This window comes from Massilia timonae CCUG 45783, from assembly GCF_000315425.1.
Lineage (GTDB): Bacteria > Pseudomonadota > Gammaproteobacteria > Burkholderiales > Burkholderiaceae_D > Telluria > Telluria timonae.
Genome location: NZ_JH992926.1, coordinates 81932 through 100490, shown reverse-complemented (window position 1 = coordinate 100490; position 18559 = coordinate 81932). Strand labels below are relative to the sequence as shown.

The 18559-nt window shown below is 66.3% G+C and carries 19 protein-coding genes; 5 read left to right on the top strand and 14 right to left on the bottom strand.

The genetic code is table 11. The annotated features are described in order from the left end of the window. Nucleotides 1-64 precede the first annotated feature (64 nt). Nucleotides 65-952 carry a LysR family transcriptional regulator gene (locus tag HMPREF9710_RS23305; RefSeq protein ID WP_005670538.1) on the top strand — a complete coding sequence of 296 codons (888 nt, stop codon included), beginning with the start codon at nucleotides 65-67 and terminating at the stop codon, nucleotides 950-952. A 21-nt stretch (nucleotides 953-973) separates the two neighbouring features. Here the strand turns inward: HMPREF9710_RS23305 and HMPREF9710_RS23300 are convergent, their stop codons facing one another. Next, nucleotides 974-1375: a RidA family protein gene (locus tag HMPREF9710_RS23300; RefSeq protein WP_005670536.1), complete on the bottom strand. Its 402-nt coding sequence runs from the start codon at nucleotides 1373-1375 to the stop codon at nucleotides 974-976. A 251-nt stretch (nucleotides 1376-1626) separates the two neighbouring features. Between HMPREF9710_RS23300 and HMPREF9710_RS23295 the strand changes: the two genes are divergently transcribed. Beyond that, entirely contained in the window at nucleotides 1627-3852 is a 2226-nt protein-coding gene (locus tag HMPREF9710_RS23295; RefSeq protein WP_005670534.1) for a TonB-dependent siderophore receptor, read from the top strand. A 125-nt stretch (nucleotides 3853-3977) separates the two neighbouring features. After that, the gene (locus HMPREF9710_RS23290; protein WP_005670533.1) at nucleotides 3978-5045 is read left to right on the top strand and encodes an SDR family oxidoreductase; all 1068 of its coding nucleotides are present in this window, start codon (nucleotides 3978-3980) and stop codon (nucleotides 5043-5045) included. A gap of 63 nt (nucleotides 5046-5108) precedes the next feature. On the opposite strand, the gene HMPREF9710_RS23285 is transcribed toward HMPREF9710_RS23290, so the two are convergent. The 8 genes from HMPREF9710_RS23285 to HMPREF9710_RS26760 form a co-directional block, all read right to left on the bottom strand. Beyond that, a complete protein-coding gene (locus HMPREF9710_RS23285) occupies nucleotides 5109-5543 on the bottom strand; it encodes a hypothetical protein (RefSeq protein WP_005670532.1) in 435 nt (144 codons plus the stop codon). 12 nt (nucleotides 5544-5555) lie between these two features. Next, nucleotides 5556-6068, bottom strand: a complete 513-nt coding sequence (locus HMPREF9710_RS23280; RefSeq protein WP_005670530.1) for a hypothetical protein — start codon at nucleotides 6066-6068, stop codon at nucleotides 5556-5558. 31 nt (nucleotides 6069-6099) lie between these two features. Next, complete coding sequence (locus HMPREF9710_RS28100; RefSeq protein WP_005670529.1) at nucleotides 6100-6651, bottom strand: hypothetical protein; 552 nt, start codon at nucleotides 6649-6651, stop codon at nucleotides 6100-6102. A 114-nt stretch (nucleotides 6652-6765) separates the two neighbouring features. Beyond that, nucleotides 6766-7380, bottom strand: a complete 615-nt coding sequence (locus HMPREF9710_RS23270; RefSeq protein WP_005670528.1) for a PqiC family protein — start codon at nucleotides 7378-7380, stop codon at nucleotides 6766-6768. Next, nucleotides 7380-8990 (bottom strand): PqiB family protein, encoded by a 1611-nt coding sequence (locus tag HMPREF9710_RS23265; RefSeq protein WP_005670527.1) that lies wholly within the window; start codon nucleotides 8988-8990, stop codon nucleotides 7380-7382. The genes HMPREF9710_RS23270 and HMPREF9710_RS23265 overlap by 1 nt, the downstream gene beginning before the upstream one ends. Beyond that, nucleotides 8983-10269, bottom strand: a complete 1287-nt coding sequence (locus HMPREF9710_RS23260; RefSeq protein WP_005670526.1) for a paraquat-inducible protein A — start codon at nucleotides 10267-10269, stop codon at nucleotides 8983-8985. Before HMPREF9710_RS23260 ends, HMPREF9710_RS23265 begins: the two co-directional genes overlap by 8 nt. A gap of 100 nt (nucleotides 10270-10369) precedes the next feature. Next, nucleotides 10370-10606, bottom strand: coding sequence for a hypothetical protein (locus HMPREF9710_RS26765; RefSeq protein WP_005670524.1), 237 nt, complete (start codon nucleotides 10604-10606; stop codon nucleotides 10370-10372). Between the two features lie 126 nt (nucleotides 10607-10732). Next, on the bottom strand, nucleotides 10733-11227 hold the full coding sequence (locus HMPREF9710_RS26760) for a hypothetical protein (protein WP_005670522.1): 495 nt from the start codon (nucleotides 11225-11227) through the stop codon (nucleotides 10733-10735). 286 nt (nucleotides 11228-11513) lie between these two features. Here HMPREF9710_RS26760 and HMPREF9710_RS23250 point away from each other — a divergent pair, with 286 nt between their 5' ends. Continuing rightward, nucleotides 11514-12491 (top strand): IS481 family transposase, encoded by a 978-nt coding sequence (locus HMPREF9710_RS23250; protein WP_005670519.1) that lies wholly within the window; start codon nucleotides 11514-11516, stop codon nucleotides 12489-12491. 86 nt (nucleotides 12492-12577) lie between these two features. Further along, nucleotides 12578-13648, top strand: coding sequence for an AI-2E family transporter (locus HMPREF9710_RS23245; protein WP_005670517.1), 1071 nt, complete (start codon nucleotides 12578-12580; stop codon nucleotides 13646-13648). 49 nt (nucleotides 13649-13697) lie between these two features. Here HMPREF9710_RS23245 and HMPREF9710_RS23240 read toward each other — a convergent pair whose 3' ends face one another. The 5 genes from HMPREF9710_RS23240 to HMPREF9710_RS23220 all read right to left on the bottom strand — a co-directional run bounded on the left by HMPREF9710_RS23240 (nucleotide 13698) and on the right by HMPREF9710_RS23220 (nucleotide 18553). Continuing rightward, a complete protein-coding gene (locus HMPREF9710_RS23240) occupies nucleotides 13698-13913 on the bottom strand; it encodes a hypothetical protein (protein ID WP_005670516.1) in 216 nt (71 codons plus the stop codon). A 107-nt stretch (nucleotides 13914-14020) separates the two neighbouring features. Continuing rightward, nucleotides 14021-14950 (bottom strand): type II secretion system F family protein, encoded by a 930-nt coding sequence (locus tag HMPREF9710_RS23235; protein ID WP_005670514.1) that lies wholly within the window; start codon nucleotides 14948-14950, stop codon nucleotides 14021-14023. 21 nt (nucleotides 14951-14971) lie between these two features. Beyond that, a complete protein-coding gene (locus tag HMPREF9710_RS23230) occupies nucleotides 14972-15946 on the bottom strand; it encodes a type II secretion system F family protein (protein WP_005670512.1) in 975 nt (324 codons plus the stop codon). Between the two features lie 22 nt (nucleotides 15947-15968). Continuing rightward, nucleotides 15969-17357 (bottom strand): TadA family conjugal transfer-associated ATPase, encoded by a 1389-nt coding sequence (locus HMPREF9710_RS23225; RefSeq protein WP_005670511.1) that lies wholly within the window; start codon nucleotides 17355-17357, stop codon nucleotides 15969-15971. A gap of 17 nt (nucleotides 17358-17374) precedes the next feature. Then, nucleotides 17375-18553, bottom strand: coding sequence for a CpaE/TadZ family protein (locus HMPREF9710_RS23220; protein ID WP_005670508.1), 1179 nt, complete (start codon nucleotides 18551-18553; stop codon nucleotides 17375-17377). Nucleotides 18554-18559 lie beyond the last annotated feature (6 nt).

Here is an 18559-nt window from a genome sequence, read left to right as displayed (position 1 = left end):
TCCTGACACTATCCAGCTTCGTGGATAATCCCCCCATGGACATCCCTAAAATCCATCGCCACCCATGAACCAGCTCCTGGCCATGCGCGCCTTCGTCCGCGTGATCGACACCGGCTCCTTCAGCCGCGCCTCCGACCAGCTGGGCCTGCCTCGCTCCACGGTCAGCAAGCTGGTCGGCGACCTCGAAACGCACCTCGGCAACAAACTGCTCCACCGCACCACGCGCACGGTCGCCGCGACCGCCGAAGGCGTCGAGTATTACCAGCAAGCCAGCCGCCTGCTCGTCGAGCTGGACGCGATGGACCACGCCATGCGCGGTCAGAAGCGCAAGCCGCACGGCCATCTCCGGATCGACGCCCCGGCCTCGTTCTCGACTTCGCTCCTGATTCCCGCACTACCCGCCTTCCACCACGAATACCCGGACATCACCCTGGCGCTCGGCGTCAGCGACCGCCCCGCGAATATCGTCGGCGAAGGCGTCGACTGCGTGATCCGCGCCGGCGAACTGCAAGAGAGGTCGATGGTCGGCCGCAAGCTGCTCGACCTGCACTACGGCACCTATGCGTCGCCCGCCTATCTGGCACGGGCGGGGACGCCACGCACACCGGCCGACCTCGATCAGCACGTGCGCCTTGGTTACTTCTTTGCAGCCACTACAAAGCCGAATCCGCTGGTCTTCGAACGCGGCGGTGAACGCCTGGACATCGAGGCCAGCGAATTGGCCACCAATGATGGCAATGGCCTGCTGGCATTGCTGCGAGCCGGCATGGGCATCGGCCAGCATTTCACGCGGATGGTGCAGCCTGCGATCGACGCCGGCGAGCTGGTGCCGATCCTGCAGGACTGGAACCGTCCCGCCATGCCCTTCCACATCCTGTACCCGCCGAACCGCCACCAGAACGCGCGGCTGACGGTGTTCGTCGACTGGCTGATCGACACCTTCCGCGACTAACGCGCCCTGGCGCCATGACGATCACTCGATGATCGCGGTCACCCGGATCTCGATCCGCATGCCTGGGGCGCCGAGCTCGGCCACACCCAGCTCGGTCCAGATCGGCGCCCGGTTTGGCATGTACTTGCGGAACAGCCTTGCCATCGTCTCGTTGGTCTCGGGAGGAAAGCCGCCCACGTGGTAGGAATTCACGTGGATCACGTGCTCCCAGCTGGCGCCGGCCGCCGCCAGCACGCGCTCGACGTTCTTGAAGGCCAGTTCGATCTCGTCCTCGAGCCGGTCCGGGAACTGCAGCTCGTCGGTCCAGCCGCCCTGGCCCGATATCTCGACGCGGTTCCCTACCTTCACGGCCTGAGAATAGCCCAGCTTCTTGTAGAACATCTCGCCGTAGCCCGGGGTGACGAAGAATTCTGGTTTGTCCATTTGATGTCCTTTCGGTTTCTGAAGTGACGCCAGCTTAGCCCCTTCGCTCATCCAGATACAGCCCCGATCGCTGCCAATACTATCCACGCAACTGCACAATTCTTCCGATAACTAAACAATGCAATCGCCATACATTGACATAAATAGATGAGAATCGTTATCATTCGTAGTCGCATTTATTCGTCATAGGTAGACATGTGCTCCTCGAGCGCTGGTCAGCCACCCACTCATCGTTAAAAACAGGAAAAAAGATGGAAAAGCAGGTCAGCGCCAACGGAAGCCGTAAATTGAAGACCCTGACGGTCTGTGTGGGCCTCGCGCTCCCGTTCATCGCTCAAGCGCAGTCCACCGAGAGCAACACCGCCGCCGGCACCACCTCGATGCCCCAGGTGCAGGTGCAGGCCCAGAAACTGGCCGACGACGTCGGCTCGTACACCATCGGCCGCACCCGCACCGCGACCCCGCTCGACATGTCGCTGCGCGACACCCCGCAATCGGTCTCGGTCATCACCCAGCAGCGTATCGAAGACCAGGGCCTGCTCACCATCACCGACGTCGTCAACAACGTCACCGGCGTCTCGGTCAACCAGTACGAGACCCACCGCGGCAGCTTCACGGCGCGCGGCTTCGAAGTCACCAACTTGCAGATCGACAACATCCCGACCACCTGGGACGCCGCCTGGAGCGCCGGCGAGGTGCTGGGCAGCCTGGCCCTGTACGACCGCGTCGAAGTGGTGCGCGGCGCGACCGGCCTGATGACCGGCGCCGGCACGCCATCGGCCGCGCTGAACCTGGTGCGCAAGCGCGCCTTCAGCAAGAAGCTGGCCGGCCGTATCGAAGCCACCGTCGGCCGCTGGGACCAGCGCCACATCATGGCCGACGTCTCGACCCCGCTGAACGAATCGGGCAGCGTACGCGGCCGCTTCGTCGGCGAATACGGCGAAGGCGAAAGCTGGGTCCAGCACCTGGAGAACAAGGACCGCACCTTCTACGGCACGATCGAAGCCGACATCGGCCGCGACGGCACCTTCTCGGCCGGCTTCAGCCGCCAGAAGATGAGCCCACGTGGCCCGATGTGGGGCGGCCTGCCGTACCGCTACACCGATGGCTCGGTCATCCCTGAAGACCGCTCCCTGACCACCGGCACCCCATGGGCCGGCTACGACAACCAGTACGACAACTTCTTCGCCGACTACGAGCACCGCTTCGACAACGGCTGGAACCTGCGCTTCACCTATACCGACGCCACCCGCGACGGCGATTCGCGCCTGCTGTACCTGTCGGGCGTGCCGGATCGCGTGACCGGCGCCGGCATCGGCACCTTCGCCGGCTCCTACGTCATCCAGACCAAGCAGAAGGACTTCGGCATCCACGCCAGCGGCCCGTTCTCGGCCTTCGGCCGCGAGCACCAGGCAGCCATCGGCTACCTGCATGCCAAGACCGACTTCTATTCGAACAACCGCCTGGCGCAGTTCCCTGGCCTGCCCGAAGGCGTGGCGCCGCCGGTCGACAACTTCAACACCTGGAATCCGGCTGCCTACCCGGTCCCGACCTGGGGCGCACAAGCCCGTTATCAAGACAGCGAAACGACCCAGCAAGGCCTGTACGGCATGGCGCGCTTCTCGCTTACCGACCGCCTCAAGGCCATCGTCGGCGCGCGCGTGACCAAGTACGAGAAGTCAGGCGGCGGCGCGTGGGAAGCCTCGTACGAGATCAAGCACTCGAACGAGATCACGCCGTACGCCGGCCTGGTGTTCGACCTGAACGACACCTATTCGCTGTACGCCAGCCACACCAGCATCTTCCAGCCGCAGAACCTGCGCGACCTGTCCAACAACCTGCTCGACCCGATCGAGGGCAAGGCGAGCGAGGCCGGCATCAAGGGCGAGTTCTTCGACCGCCGCGTGAACGCTTCGCTGGCCGTGTTCCACCTGAAGCAGGACAAGCTGGGCCAGGCCGCCGGCCGTATCGATCGTGACGGCCCCACCGGCCCACTGCTGGAAGAGACCTATTACCGCGCTGCGGACGGCGCCACCAGCAAGGGCATCGAACTGGACGTCTCGGGCGAGATCGTCTCTGGCCTGAACGCCAGCATCGGCTACGCGATCTTCCGCGCCAAGGATGCGACCGGCATCGACTTCAACTCGATCTACCCGCGCAAAACCCTGCGCGCCTTCGCTTCCTACCGCCTGCCGGGCGCGTGGAGCAAGCTCACCATCGGTGGCGGCGTCAACTGGGAAGGCAGCACCTACACGATCGACGGCACCGTGGCCCCTGGCATCGACGGCCGCATCGAGCAGGATTCGTTCGCCCTGGTCAACCTGATGGCGCGCTACGACTTCACCAAGCAGCTGTCGGCCCAGCTCAACGTCAGCAACGCGACCGACGAGACCCACTTCGCGATGTTCTCGGCCTTCAACCAGCTCACCTACGGTGCGCCGCGCAACACCTCGCTGACCCTGCGTTACCGCTTCTGATGTCCTGAAGCGCTGACCCCGACGGGGCGCCGCAGCGATGCGGCGCCCCGTTTGCATTGAGCCTGCAACGTCGATTTCCGCCAGCCGGTAGAATGAGGGCCAATTGTCACATCGGGAGTCAACACATGAAACGAACCGCACTGGTCGTCGGCGTCACCGGCATCGGCGGCAACCACGTGGCACGCGAACTGCTGGCCGCGGGCTGGGACGTGTTCGGCCTGTCGCGCCGCGCGCCGCAAGACCTGCCCGCCGTACGCCACGTGGCGGCCGACCTGCTCGACCCGGCAGCGCTGGGCGCCGCGCTGGCCGACGTCGCGCCGACCCACGTCTTCATCACCACCTGGATGCGCCAGGACACCGAAGCCGAGAACATCCGCGTCAATGCCGGCCTGGTGCGCAACCTGCTCGATGCGCTGGCGCCAAAAAAGAGCGTGCGCCACGTGGCGCTGGTCACCGGCCTCAAACACTACCTGGGGCCGTTCGAAGCCTATGCCAGCTCGGGCACCCTGCCCGACACCCCGTTGCGCGAGAGCCAGCCGCGCCTGCCGCTCGAGAATTTCTATTATGCGCAGGAAGACGAAGTCTATGCCGCGGCCGAACGCGACCGCTTCACCTGGAGCGTGCACCGTCCGCACACGGTGATCGGCCTGGCGGTCGGCAATGCGATGAACCTGGGCACCACCCTGGCCGTGTACGCGACCATCTGCAAGGAGACCGGGCGCCCCTTCCAGTTTCCGGGGTCAAGCGCGCAGTGGAATGGCCTGTCGGACGTCACCGATGCGCGCATGCTGGCCAAACAGCTGGTGTGGGCGGCGGATACCGACGCCGCGCGCAACGAAGCCTTCAATATCGTCAACGGCGACGTGTTCCGCTGGAGCTGGCTGTGGCCCAAACTGGCCGCCTTCTTCGGCGTGGAAGCGGCCGGCTTCAACGGCGCCATCCAGCCTTTGGAGGCCGCGATGGCGAACGACCACGCCGTGTGGCGCGAGATCGCCGCGCGCCACGGCCTGGTCGAGGCCGACCTGGATCGCCTGGCCTCGCCCTGGCATACCGACCTCGACCTGGGCCGGCCGCTGGAGGTGATGACCGATATGGCCAACAGCCGGCGCCTCGGCTTTACGGCTTACCAGGCCACCGACGATTCGTTCCACGACCTGTTCGCACGCCTGCGCACCGCACGCCTGATTCCCTGAACGGTCCGGCGGCCGGTCGTACGTCGGCTGCCGGGCTGTACGGTTAACCGGCAAGAAACAGCGTCAATTTTCCCGCTGGGCGCCGGAAGCAGCCTGCTGCCTGTCCCAGCAGGCCCGCATTTCCGTCATAGCGCCCAGCTCGGCGCGGAACCTCTTCTGGAAGTCCGTGATCTCTTCGTCGGTCATTTCGGACATCGTCTTGTCCAGCAAAACCTTACACATGGGCGGCGTGACCCAGCGCCGCGCGCTGAAGCAACTGCCGACATGCGCTTTCAAGGCGGTCATCCATTCGTTGAACTCGGGGTGTCCGATCGATCGGCTGCCCACGGGCGTGCGCTCGGCGCCAGGATGGCTGTCGAGACAGACCAGTTCCGCCATGGACATCGCTTGATTGGGATCGTCCAGGTCGAGCGGTCCGGCGGCTACCTGGATCGTCACCATCAGCAGCGCTCCGGCCACCGACTGGCGCAGGACGGGAAAGACGCAAGAGGTCGACATGCCGGCTCCTCGCTACAGGCTCGCCGGCGCGGCATCCCGCCAGGCGCAGGCCTGCGACGCGGCGATGCCTTTCAGGAAAGCGCGCCGTACCGAGCCGGCCATGACGCACTCGGTCAGGTGCTTCGAATGGCGCTCGGCGCCGCTCAGCTTACGCACCCAGCCACGGAACGGCACGAGGCCCTCGGCTGTCCGGCGCACCGCGCCGACCGCCTGGTCATGGGCGATGCCCGATGCTCGGTCCATCAGCGACGGATCGCCCTCCGTCACCGGGGTATCGAGGTCGGCGCCCAGCGCCTCGTCGAGCGCCCTGATCTCCAGCGCCAGCGCAACGCAGTTGCGGGCCGCCGGCATCAGATAGGGGTTTTCCTTTGCCGTGACCAGTACGGCCGGAATATCCGCTTTCGAGATGTTCAGGTCGGCCAGCGGCGCGGTGGCCGCCTGCCCCATCCGCGACGCCGATTGCGATGCGCAACCGCCAAGCGCGACCAGGGCAGCAAGGCAGGCGAACTTGTAAGTGAGGTGCATGGATGATCGTCCTGGTGGTGGTGAAATGAATTCAGTGGGCGTCCCGGCTGCACGTCAGCGTCCGGTTCCGGGCCAGATAGGCGTCGCGCAAGGGCGTGACCTGCGCTTCCTCGCGCTCGTCCAGCGGCTGGTAGGCGCGGCCATACGGCCAGCCGTAACCCCAGCGGAACGACGTCGGCAGATAGGGGCCGCCCGCGAGGCGCACGCCCGCATACATGATCCGGGACAGCAGCGGGCTGTGCGACGCCGCGCTCACGCAGGACCGCAGTGCGCGGTCGGCTTCCAGGCGTTTGCCGGCGCTGCCGCCGCGCCAATAGGCCAGGTCGTGCGCCACGCAGCACCCGCACCAGTCGGCTCCTCCTCCCGGACTACGGTCGGGAAAACGGCTGCAGCCATCCGTGGAAAACGGCGCCAGCCCGGCCCCGGCATCCGGCGTCCCGGGCGGCGCATTCAGCGGCCCGGAAGGCGGCGCCGTCTGGCAAGCCGCAAGGCTGGCGAGGAGCGCCGCCTGCAGGGCGCGCCGGCGCAGACGACCCTGGATACGGAAGGTGATACGAGACTCGGTGTGCCGACGACGATGCATGCAATCTGAAGAGCTTGCCTAGTGGAAACTAGGCGCAGTCTACGTGCCCATATACGCCCTGTCCATGATTCGGCGCCATCCGGGCGCAAATCATGCATCCGGCATGACTGCAGATCAGCAGCCCGGCGCCCGTCCTTCCGCCTGGCCGCGCACATTGGCCGCGATCGCCGCGGCCAGCTTGTCCAACGCCGCGCGGTGGCCGGCCACCAGCGCGTCGTGACCTGTCCCCACCGGCTCCTGGAACACGCTGCGGCAGGTCTGCACCGCGCTGCCATCCAGCCGGCGCACGCTCCACACGGCGTCGACCAGGGCATAGGCGCCCGGACGCGATTCGAAGCGCTGGACGTCGGCGCCGATCCGGTACACCGCGCTGTCGTCCGGCGCCGCGCTGCGATAGACGTCGACTCCTCCCAGCCGGGCCGCGATATTGAGCGACAGGCTGTTGCCGATCTCCTCGGCCAGCGGCCCGGCCCAGCGGTGGTGTTCCTCGAGGTCGATCGTGCCTTCGCCGGTGCTGACCACCATTTGCGGCCGGCGCAGCTGGGCCGGCACCGTCACCGGCCGCATCTCGAAATACAACGGCGCGGCGCCGGCCGCCGGCGGCGTGACCGTCGCCGAACCGCCGCCCAGGGTATAGAAGCGGTCGACCGGCGTGCTGCTGCAGGCGGCCAGCGCGGCCGTGAACGAAGCGGTCGCAATCAGGCGCCATGGGCTGGTATACGGCATCATCAATTCTTCTCCTGGGGTTTGCCGCGGATGATCGACTGCGGATTGCGTTCGAGGTAGTCGGCCAGTGCATTGAGCTTGGCCATCGTGTCCGTCACTTCCTGCAGCGCCTGGCGCAAGTCGGACTGCAGCGGCGAGTCCTGCGCCAGCAGGTTCTCGGCGCGCGCAAAGGTAGCTTTAGCGGCGCTGAGCGTGCCCGTCATCTCCGGCAGCACCTCGCCTTCGAGGCGCGACAGGGTCGTATTCGCCTGCGCCAGCGTGCGGTTCAGGTTGGCGCCGATCTCGTCGAACGGCACCTTGTCCAGCTTGTTGGCGATGCGCGCCACCTGGCTTTGCAGCTCGTCGAGCTGGCCCGGCACGGTCGGCAGCACCACCAGCTCGCCCTGCTGGCCGATCGTGGCCTTGGCCGCGTTGGGGAAGAAGTCGAGCGCCACGTACAGCTGGCCGGTGAGGATGTTCCCGTTGCGCAGCTGCGCGCGCAGGCCGCGGCCCACCATCATGCCCATCATGTCCTTGCCCTCGCGGCCCTGGTTCAGGGCGTTCATGAAGTCCTGGCCCAGGCGGCCCGGGTACATATCGATCGTCACCGGCATATTGAAGCGGCGGCGCTCGCGATCCCATTCGATGCCGACGGTGCGCACCTCGCCCAGCGCCACGCCGCGAAAGTCCACCGGCGCGCCGGGCGCCAGGCCGCGCAGCGTCTGGTCGAAGTACAGCACCGCGCTGGTGGCCGGGCCGTCCGGCGGGCGCAAGGCCGCGGCGCGGTCCTCGGCCAGGCGGTAGCGGCTGCCCGCCGGCGCGGGCGCGGCCGGCTTCCTGCCGTCGGTGGACTCGAAGGCGATGCCGCCGGTGGCCAGCGCCGCCAGCGATTGGGTATTGAGCTTCAGGCCGCTCGCGTCCAGGCGCAGGTCGACGCCGCTTGCGTGGTACCAGCGGGTGTCCATGCCAACGAAGCCGATATACGGCTCCTCGACGAACACCGACATGTCGATGCCCTGGCCGGCCTTGTCCAGTTCGACCTTGGCCACCTGGCCGACGCGCACGCGCCGGAAGTAGACTGGCGAGCCGGGCGCCACCGAGCCCAGGCTGTCGGCGTGCAGCAGGTATTCACGGCCCTTCAGGCCGATCGGGATCGGCGGCGCCGTCTCCAGGCCGGTGAAGGCATTGCTGGAATCCTCGGACGTGCCGGGCGCGGCGCCGATATAGGGGCCGGACAGCAAGGTGCCGAGTCCCGACACGCCGCTGGCGCCGATCTGGGGGCGCACCACCCAGAAGCGCGAATCCTTGGCGGTGAAGCGGCCGGCCTCCTTGGCCATCTCGATCTTGGCCACCACCCGGTTGCCGTCCTCGGCCAGCGTCACCGACACCACCCGGCCGATGTCGACGTCCTTGTACTTGACCCGGGTGGTGTTGGCCTCCAGGCCTTCGCCGGTGGCGAAATACACGTAGACGGTCGGCCCCTTGTTGGTCACCCATTCGACCACCTGCCAGGCGCCGATGATGGCCGCCAGCAGCGGGATCAGCCAGATCAGCGACGGCAGCCAGCGGCTCGGGCGGTCGACGTCGGGCGAGGTAGGCCCCTGCGGCGGTCGGGCGCCGTCCGGTTCAGACATGTCGTTCTCCATTCGATTCAATAGGGTCCCAGATCAGGCGCGGGTCGAACTGGTGCGAGGCGACCATGGTCAGGATCACCACGCAGCCGAAAGCGATCGCGCCGGGGCCGGCGGTGATCGTGACCAGCGCATCGAAGCGCACCAGGGCCACGGTCAGCGCGACCACGAAGATGTCGAGCATCGACCAGCGGCCGACGAATTCCACCGCCCGGTAGGCGCGGGTGCGCGCCAGCGGCGCGGCGCGCGAGCGCAGCTGGGCGGTGGCGTTGAGCCAGGCCAGCGCCACCAGCTTCGACACCGGCACGACGATGCTGGCGATGAAGATGATGATGGCCAGGCCGGGCGAGCCGGTGTTCCAGAACAGCAGCACGCCGCTCATGATGGTGTCGCCCTCGGCGCCGCCGCCGATCATGCGCGAGTACATCACGGGCAGCAGGTTGGCGGGAATGTAGAGCAGCGTGGCCGCGGCCAGCATCACCCAGGTCCAGCCGATGCTGTTCGGGATCCGGCGGTGCAGCGCGGCGCCGCAGCGGCGGCAGTGGCAAACACCGTCCTTCGAGCGCTGCCAGGGGTGGCCGTTGACCAGGCCGCAGGCGCGGCAGGATACGAGGCTGTCCGGCGCGTGGGCGACGGAGTAGGCCCCGGCTTCCTGCCGCGGGCGCGGCGCCAGGCGGTCGGCCAGCTCCCACAGCGCCTTGGGTTCGTAGCGCATCACGAGCGCGCACAGGATGGTCAGTACGCCGAAGGCGAACAGCCCCGGATGCGGCACGACCCGCGCCAGGCTGGTCATCTTGATGACCGTGATCAGGATGCCGATCATCAGCACCTCGGTCATGGCCCAATAGCGCGCGCCCTGGACCACCCGCAGCACGAGATCGAAGCCGGGAACGCGCCGGCCGCGCCGCAGGCCGATGGCGACGTACAGCAGCGCGCCCAGTTCCAGCCCCGGGAACACGATGGCGCACAACAGCACCATGGCCGCGACCACCTGCATCCCCGCGTCCCACAGCACGGCCACCGCCCGCAGCAGGGTGGCGCCGGTCGCCATGCCGCCCAGTTCGAGGGTGACGATCGGAAAGCTCTGGGCCAGCAGGTAGACCAGCACGGCGCCCAGGGTCAGCGCCACCAGCGAGTCGGCGCGGCGCAACGGCCCGCCGGCATGCCAGCGGTAGAGTTCGTGGCGGCAGCGCGTGCAGCGCGCGCGCTCGCACGAGTTCAGCGGCTCCCGGTGGTACAGGCAACCGCAGTCATGACAGCCGATCAGATGCTCCGCGCTCAATCGTTCTCCTCGCTCTGCTACATTAGTGCTTTCGCACTATGTATTATGACCGGAAGCAATTGAGCGTGTCTTTTCGATCGTATCGCGTGTGTCCGGTGGGTCAGAAGCGGACCTTGACGAAGGCCGACGGTCCCTTCAGTTTCAGGTCGAGGTCGGCGGTGCGGTCGCCGTTGCGGTGCAGGTCGATCTTCTGCACGTTGTAGTCGAGCACCAGGCCGACGTTCTTGTGCGGGAACCATTCGACGCCGACGGCGCCGTTCCAGATATGGCCCTCGACCGTGCCGCCGTTCTTCTTGATGCCGGACGCGTCGACGTAGAAGCGCCATTGCTCATTCAACTGATGGCGCCATGCCAGCTCGACGGTCGGCGCCCAGACGCTGTCGCTGCCCGAGGCCGAACCGCTGAACGCGTAGTTCTCGACCGGATTCGAGGCGCTCAGGTTGGCCTCGGCCGAACCCGAGATCTAGGCGCGCAGGTAGGCCGCGCCCAGGCCGACGCCGAAGGCATTCCGTTCCTTGCCCATCCACCATTTATAGGCAAAGCGGGCCATTTCGAGGCGCAGGTCGGCGTCGGCGGTGATGGTGCCGCTGACCGGACGGCCCTCGTAGACGGTGTCGCCGCTGGCGCTGCCGGCCCAGTCTTCGTCGAAGCGGAAGTAGTCGAACGACAGGCCATGGCTGTCGCCGATCAGCATCTCGGCCTTCACGCGCGGCAGCGTGACGTCGTCGATTTTTTCGTCGGGCGTGTCGATGCGGCCGTAGTCGGTGTCGCCGCCCAGGTGGATCTTCGGCTCGGCGTAGAAGGCGCCGGCCGAGATGCTCATGCGGTCGAGGGCTGGCGACTGCTGGGCCTGTGCCATGCCGGCGCTTGCCGCGCCCAGCAGGATGGCGCCCTTCAGGGCCGAGACGAGTGTGGTGTGAACGGTGGACAGGGTGGTGCGCGACGCGGTGCGGGACATGGAGCTCTCCGATAAAAAATGTTATTCAAGGCCCGCCAGACTACGTCTTGACGCGGCGACATTTATTATCGCAAAATGTCATTTAAACAATGCGCACGATTGAAATGACTTCGTGGTCAACAAGCGACACTTCACCAAAAGTCGAAACATATGTTAGCTGTTTAGTTCCGTGCGATCATTTTCCTCGTCGTAGCTGGCCTTTGTTCCGTGCAAAGGCTATGCTCGACGACTTGATTGCTGGATTCAGCAGTCCCGGCATTCAATCGCACCAGGAGGAGTTGGCAGCATGAGTTCACGCATTCACCCGCAAGCCCGTACCACCCCGAAAATCCGACAGGAGATCAAGGATTCGGGCCTATCCGACCGACAGGCCGCGAAGGTTTTCAACATCAGCCGCCCGACCGCCCGGAAATGGCTCAAGCGGGACGACGTGCAGGACCGCTCGCACCGTGCCCACACGCTGCATACGACCTTGAGCGCAGCGCAGGAAGCCATCGTGCTCGCGCTGCGCCAGTCGCTCTACTTGCCCCTCGATGATCTGCTGTTCATCACGCGGCAGTACATCAATCCCGACGTTTCTCGATCAGGCATTGCACGCCTGCTCAAGCGCGAAGGCATGTCGCGTCTTGAAGACGTGATCCCGAAGGCCGAGGGCGAAACGATCGCTCCCAAGAAGACCTTCAAAGACTACGAACCAGGCTTTATTCATATCGACATCAAGTACCTGCCGCAGATGCCGGACGAGACCTCGCGCCGCTACCTGTTCGTCGCCATCGACCGCGCTACCCGCTGGGTCTTCATGCACATCTACGGCGACATGACCGACAAGAGCAGCGTCGATTTCCTGCGCCGCTTGAAGCTGGCCTCGCCCATCAAGATCAGCAAGATCCTGACCGACAACGGCTCGCAATTTACCGACCGTTTCGCCACCAAAGACAAAAAGCCAAGCGGCCAGCACGCCTTCGACGTGGCTTGTGCCGCACTGCCTGCCGAGCACCGTCTGGCGCCGCCGCGGCACCCGCAGACGAACGGCATGGTCGAGCGTTTCAACGGTCGCATCAATGAATTGCTGCAGCAGACCCGCTTCGACAGCCGTGCCGATTTGCAGACCACATTGATGAACTATTTGAAGCTATACAACCACCACATTCCGCAGCGTGCACTCGATGCAAAGACGCCCATCCTCGCGCTCAAAGAATGGCAGCAAAAACGGCCGGAATTATTCGTTAAGCGGGTTTATGAACAGGCGGGACTTGACAGTTAGCTGGCGTACCGCGCCACGCAAAAGGCGGTCATATAGGGGATGGCATGGTTTATCATCAGGAAACATCAACCACTTCCACCCCGCCGATGAAGCAATACACGCTGCCGCAGAACTCCTTCCTCCTGTTACTGGCGATCGTGACGATCGCATTCTTCTGGGTGCTGCTGCCCTATTCCGGGGCCGTGTTCTGGGGCGTGGTGTTCGCCATCCTGTTCGCACCGCTGCAATCGCGCCTGCTGCGCGCGACCAAAGGGCGGCCAACCGCCGCCGCCCTGCTTTCGCTGCTGGTGATCGTCCTGATGGTGCTGTTCCCGCTGGCCCTGATCACCTCGTCGCTGATCAATGAAGTCACCGCCATCTACGCCCGCGTCAGCGCCGGCCAGGTAAATTTTGCCTCTTACTTCAACCTCGTGATCCGGGCGCTGCCGGACTGGGCGATCTCGCTGCTCGAACGTTTCGAACTGACGAACCTGGCTTCGCTGCAGGAAAAGATCACCGAAGGCGCGGCCCAGATCAGCCAGGCCACGGCGCACTATGCCCTCAATATCGGCCGCAATACGCTGGACTTCGTGGTCAGCATGACCATCATGCTGTACCTGCTGTTCTTCCTGCTGCGCGACGGCCGCATCCTGGCGGCGCGCATCCAGCGCGCGGTGCCCTTGTCAAGCGAATACAAGGGCCGCCTGTTCCAGAATTTCACCACGGTGATCCGGGCCACGGTCAAGGGCAATGTGCTGGTGGCGATGGCCCAGGGGGCGCTGGGTGGCCTGATCTTCTGGGCGCTGGATGTCAGCGGCGCGCTGCTGTGGGGCGTGGTGATGGCCTTCCTGTCGCTGCTGCCGGCGGTCGGCGCGGCCCTGGTGTGGGCGCCGGTGGCCGTCTACTTCCTGGCGACCGGCGACATCTGGCAGGGTGTCGTGCTGGCCGCCTATGGCGTGCTGGTGATCGGCCTGGTCGACAACATCCTGCGCCCGATCCTGGTCGGCAAGGACACCAAGCTGCCGGACTACGTGATCCTGCTGTCGACGCTGGGCGGCATGGCCTTGTTCGGCCTGAACGGTTTCGTGATCGGGCCGGTCATCGCGGCGCTGTTCATCGCGGCCTGGGACCTGTTCTCGCGGGCGGACGAGTTCCACGAACCGTCGGAAGCGCCATAAACAGAACGCCCCGCTCGAGGCGGGGCGTCGTCAAGCTGGCGCAGCGCGATTACTTCGCTTGCGCGTGCGCTTCCAGGCGGCGGGCGACGGCCGGAGAGACGGCATCGGCGCCGCGGGTCATGCGGTACAGGGCCCAGACGTCGCCGGCATCGGCGCCGCGGGCGACGGCGCCAGGAGCTGCTTTCGCGCGCACGAAGTTGGCGAGGGTGTCAGCGAAGGCGGACAGTTGAGCAACGAAACTTGGGCGGAGCGACAGGGTCGACATGATTTTCTTTCGTGTGTGATCTGGTATGACTCCAGTATGCGCTCCCTGAGATAGAAATCAAATTGCGATCCATGATGATCGCCATTCACAAATCATCTATCTTGCGATCAGGTCGCCACCGTCATCACCGACCGCATGATCTGCAACACCGCCGGTCCCAGCAGCACGACCAGCAACGCCGGGAAGATGCAGAAGATCAGCGGAAACAGCAGCTTGGTCGCGATCTTGGCCGCCTTTTCCTCGACCAGCTGACGGCGCCGCGTGCGCAGCTGTTCGGATTGCACGCGCAGCGCGGTGCCGATGCTGGTGCCGAAGCGCTCGGCCTGGATCAGCATCTTGGCCAGCGCGTCGACGTCCTCGACGCCGGTGCGCAGCGCCAGGTTGCGCAGCGCCTTTTCCTTGCTGCTGCCGGCGCGCAGTTCCAGCGTCACCAGTTGCAGCTCCTCGGCCAGCACCGGGCTTTTCAGGCCGATCTCGTTGCCGACCCGCGCCAGCGCCGCGTCCATCGCCAGGCCCGCCTCGACGCACACCGTCATCAGGTCCAGCGCGTCGGGGAAGCTCTCGAAGATCTCGCGCTGGCGGTTGGCAATCCGGCGCTTGAGCGCGATGTCCGGCACGTAGTAGCCGATGGCAGCCGAGCCGACCAGGTACAGGAAGGTCAGCACCAGCGGGCGTTCGTTATGGTGCGGCAGCGCGATGTACACCATCAGCGGCAGGCCGATCGTCAGCGCGGTCTTCCCGGCGTGGAACAGGCCCGGCACCGATGGCGCGCGCCAGCCGGCGTTGATGAAGCGCAGGCGCACCGGCGAGGTTTCCCAGCCCTCGGCCGGCACCGACAGCTTCGCCAGCGGCTCGGCCAGGCGCGCCAGGCGCACGCTCCAGCCGTCGGCGCGGCTCGTGCGGGGCGTATCGCGTTCGTCGAGCGCCACCAGGCGCGCCTTCACGGGGTCGCGCGTCAGCAGCAGCATGGCCGCCACGGCGATCCCGAACACCAGCACGAACATCGCCGCCAGCATCACGATTTGAGGCATCGTCATCTTGTTGAATCCTGAAAGTTCTTACATGCGGATGCGCACGATCTTGCGGATCGCCAGCACCCCGAAAGCCATCATGCCCAGCGCCGCGCCAGTCAGCTGGCGCCCCACCGGATCGTTCACCAGCACGCCCATCGTCTCCGGATTGACCGCGTACATCATGATTCCGGCGCCGAACGGCAGCAGGCACAGCACCCAGGCCGAGATCCTGCCTTCCGCCGACAGCACGCGCACCTGGCCGGCCAGCTTCTGGCGGTCGCGCACGATGCCCGAGATCGAGGCCAGCAGTTCGGTCAGGTTGCCGCCGCTCTCGCGCTGGATCAGCACCGCGACCACGAAGTACTGCAAGTCCATGCTCGGCACGCGCTGCGCCAGGTTGTTCAGCGCATCGGCCATCGAGACGCCGAAGTTCACTTCGTCGAAAGCCGTCTTGAATTCCTCGCCCAGCGGCGCCGCCACTTCGTCGGCCACCAGCTTGAGCGCGGTCGGGAAGGCATGGCCGGCGCGCATCGCGCGGCCCATCATGTCCAGCGCCTCGGGCAACTGGCGCTCGAAGCGCACCATGCGCTGGTCGCGTGCGCGCACCAGGCGCAGCAGCGGCAGGCCGGCCGCTCCGACAGCGCAGCCCAGCACCGCGGGCAGCGGCAGGCGCAGCGCCAGCGCGGCCACCAGGCCGGCGCCGAAGCAGGCGGCGCACACGGCCAGCAGCGAGGCCACCAGCTGGCCGCTGCCGGCCTGCACCAGCATGCGGTCGAGGCGGCGCGCCAACGGCAGGCGGCGCAGCAGCGGCTCGAGCTCGGGATTGTCGGACAGCCGGCGATCCTTGGTGATGGTGACGTCTTCCTGGCGGGTATCGCTCTTGATGACGCTGCGCAGGCGCCGCGCGACGCGCTCGGCCTCGGGGTCGCGGCTGGCTTGCCAGGCGGCGTACACGCCCCAGACCAGCAGCATGACGGCCGCGAACAGCATCAGGATGAACAGGATGAAGGTGGTGTCCATGTCGGTTTTTCGCTCAGCGGGCTTAGAAGCGCGGCTCGAAGATGTGCGGCGCCAGGTTCACGCCGAAGGTGCGCAGGCGCTCGGCGAAATGCGGGCGCACGCCGGTGGCGCTCGACTGTCCGATCACGGCGCCGTCGTCGGCCACGCCGGTCTGGCGGAAGGTAAAGATCTCCTGCATCGTGATCACCTCTCCTTCCATGCCGGTCACTTCCGAAATCGACAGCACCTTGCGCTTGCCGTCGGTCAGGCGCGAGACTTGCACCACCACGCCGACCGCGGACGCGATCTGCTGGCGCATCGCTTTCGGCGGCAGGTTCGGCGCCGCCATGCTGATCATGTTTTCAAGGCGAGTCAGGGCGTCGCGCGGTGTGTTGGCGTGGATGGTCGCCATCGAGCCCTCGTGGCCGGTGTTCATGGCGCCCAGCATGTCCATCGCCTCTTCGCCGCGCACCTCGCCCAGGATGATGCGGTCGGGGCGCATCCGCAGCGCGTTTTTGACCAGCGCGCGCTGGCTCACTTCGCCCTTGCCCTCGATATTGGCGGGACGGGTCTCCAGGCGCACCACGTGCGGCTGCTGCAGCTGCAGCTCGGCCGCGTCTTCCACCGTCACCACGCGCTCGCTATGGCTGATGAAGCCCGAGATCACGTTGAGCATAGTGGTCTTGCCGCTGCCGGTGCCGCCCGAGATCAGGATGTTGACCTTGGCCTTGCCGAGGCCCTGCAGCACCTCGGCCATGTCGGCCGTCATGCTGCCGTAGGAGACCAGGTCGGCCAGGCGCAGCGGATCGGCGGAAAAGCGGCGGATCGACATCACCGGACCGTCGATCGCCAGCGGCGGGATGATCGCGTTCACGCGCGAGCCGTCCGGCAATCTAGCGTCGACCATCGGGCTCGATTCGTCGATGCGGCGGCCCACGCGCGAGACGATCTTGTCAATGATCTTCATCAGGTGGGCGTCGTCGGTGAAGGTGACGTCGGTCAGTTCCAGCTTGCCGCGGCGCTCGACGTAGACCTGCTTGTGGGTATTGACCAGGATATCCGACACGCTCGGATCGGCCAGCAGCGGCTCCAGCGGACCGAAGCCCAGCATCTCGTTCTGGATGTCGCGGGTCAGCGTCTTGCGCTCGGCGTCGTTGATGACGACCATCTCTTCTTCGAGCAGGCGCTCGACCAGCAGGCGCAGCTCCTGGCGGATCTGGTCCTGGTTCAGGCGCTGCATGCTTTCCAGGTCGACGCGGTCGAGCAGCGCCTCGTGGATGCGGGCCTTGAGCTGGTGGTAGGCGCGGTTGTCGATCGGGCCGCCGCGCTGGGCGACCGGACGCGCGATGGCGCCGGCGCCAATGCTCGTGGCGGCGCCGCCGTTCATGCTGGCCAGGCGTTCACGCAGGGAGGCTGGGGGCATCGGGTTCATGTCGGTCTTTCTCTATCTCAGACGTCGGTCTTGCGCCGTTTGAACAGGCGCGCCATCAGGCCCGCGCTCTGCACCGGCGCGGCTTCGCCGGTCAGGCCGCGCGCCATGGTCATCAAGGCCAGGCTCAGCTGGCTGTCCGGCGCCAGGCGCGTGACCGGCACGCCCTGGTTGACCGACTTTGCGGCGGCGTCGTAGTGGTTCGGCATCGTGCGCAGCTGCGTGGTGTCGAACGCCTCTTCGAGGTCCTTCAGGCGGATGTCGCTGTTGTTGTCGTGGCGGTTGACGATCAGCTCCACCTTGTCGCTGCCGTATTCCAGGTTGCGAAACACCGTCAACAGGCGCTTGCCGTCGCGGATATAGGGCAAGGTGGTCTGCAGCACCGGGTAGATGGTGTCGGCATGGTCCAGCGCGCGGATGCTGACCGGGTCCAGGCTGCGGCCGACGTCGAGCACGATGAAGTCGTACTGGCGGCGCGCCAGCTTGATGATGGCGTCGATGTGCTCGGGCTTGACGTCGCTGGCGTGGGCCGGATCGGACGGCGCGGCCAGCACGCTGAAGTTCGGCGTCACACTCACCATGCTCGAGGACAGGAAGGACGGGTCCAGGCGGTGGATCTGCGTCGCGACGTCGGACAGCGTGGCCAGCGGCTTGCTGTCCGAGACGAACAGCGAGGCGTCGCCGAACTGCAGGTTCATGTCGATCAGCGCCACGCGCTTGGCGCCGCCGGCGCTCAGGGCATAGGCCAGGTTGGTGGCCAGGAAAGTCGCGCCGCTGCCGCCCTTGCACGAGATGAAGGCCAGCACCCGGCCCTGGGCCGCGCCCTGGCTGCCCAGCTTTTCGGCGACGTGGTCGACCGCCGCGATCAGGTCGGCGGGCTGCGGACGGGCCGCCAGCACCTCGCGCACGCCGGCGCGCATCGCGCGCAGCAGGAAGTCCTGCGACTGGTCTTCGGACAGCACGATGAAGGCCATGCGCGGGAACAGGTGGCCCAGGCGCTCCAGCTGGTCGAGCTCGCCTTCGTCGGCGCGCGGCGCATCGACGATCAGGAGGTCGGGCACGGCCTCGTCGGCCATGGTCGACAGGCGCGCGGCGGTGCCGGCGATCATGTCGACTTCGTCGCTGCCCGGCCGGGCGCGCAACTGGCGCGACAGCTCGATCAGGTGGCGCTCGTCGCGCGAAAGGACTGCGATCTTCATGGTGGC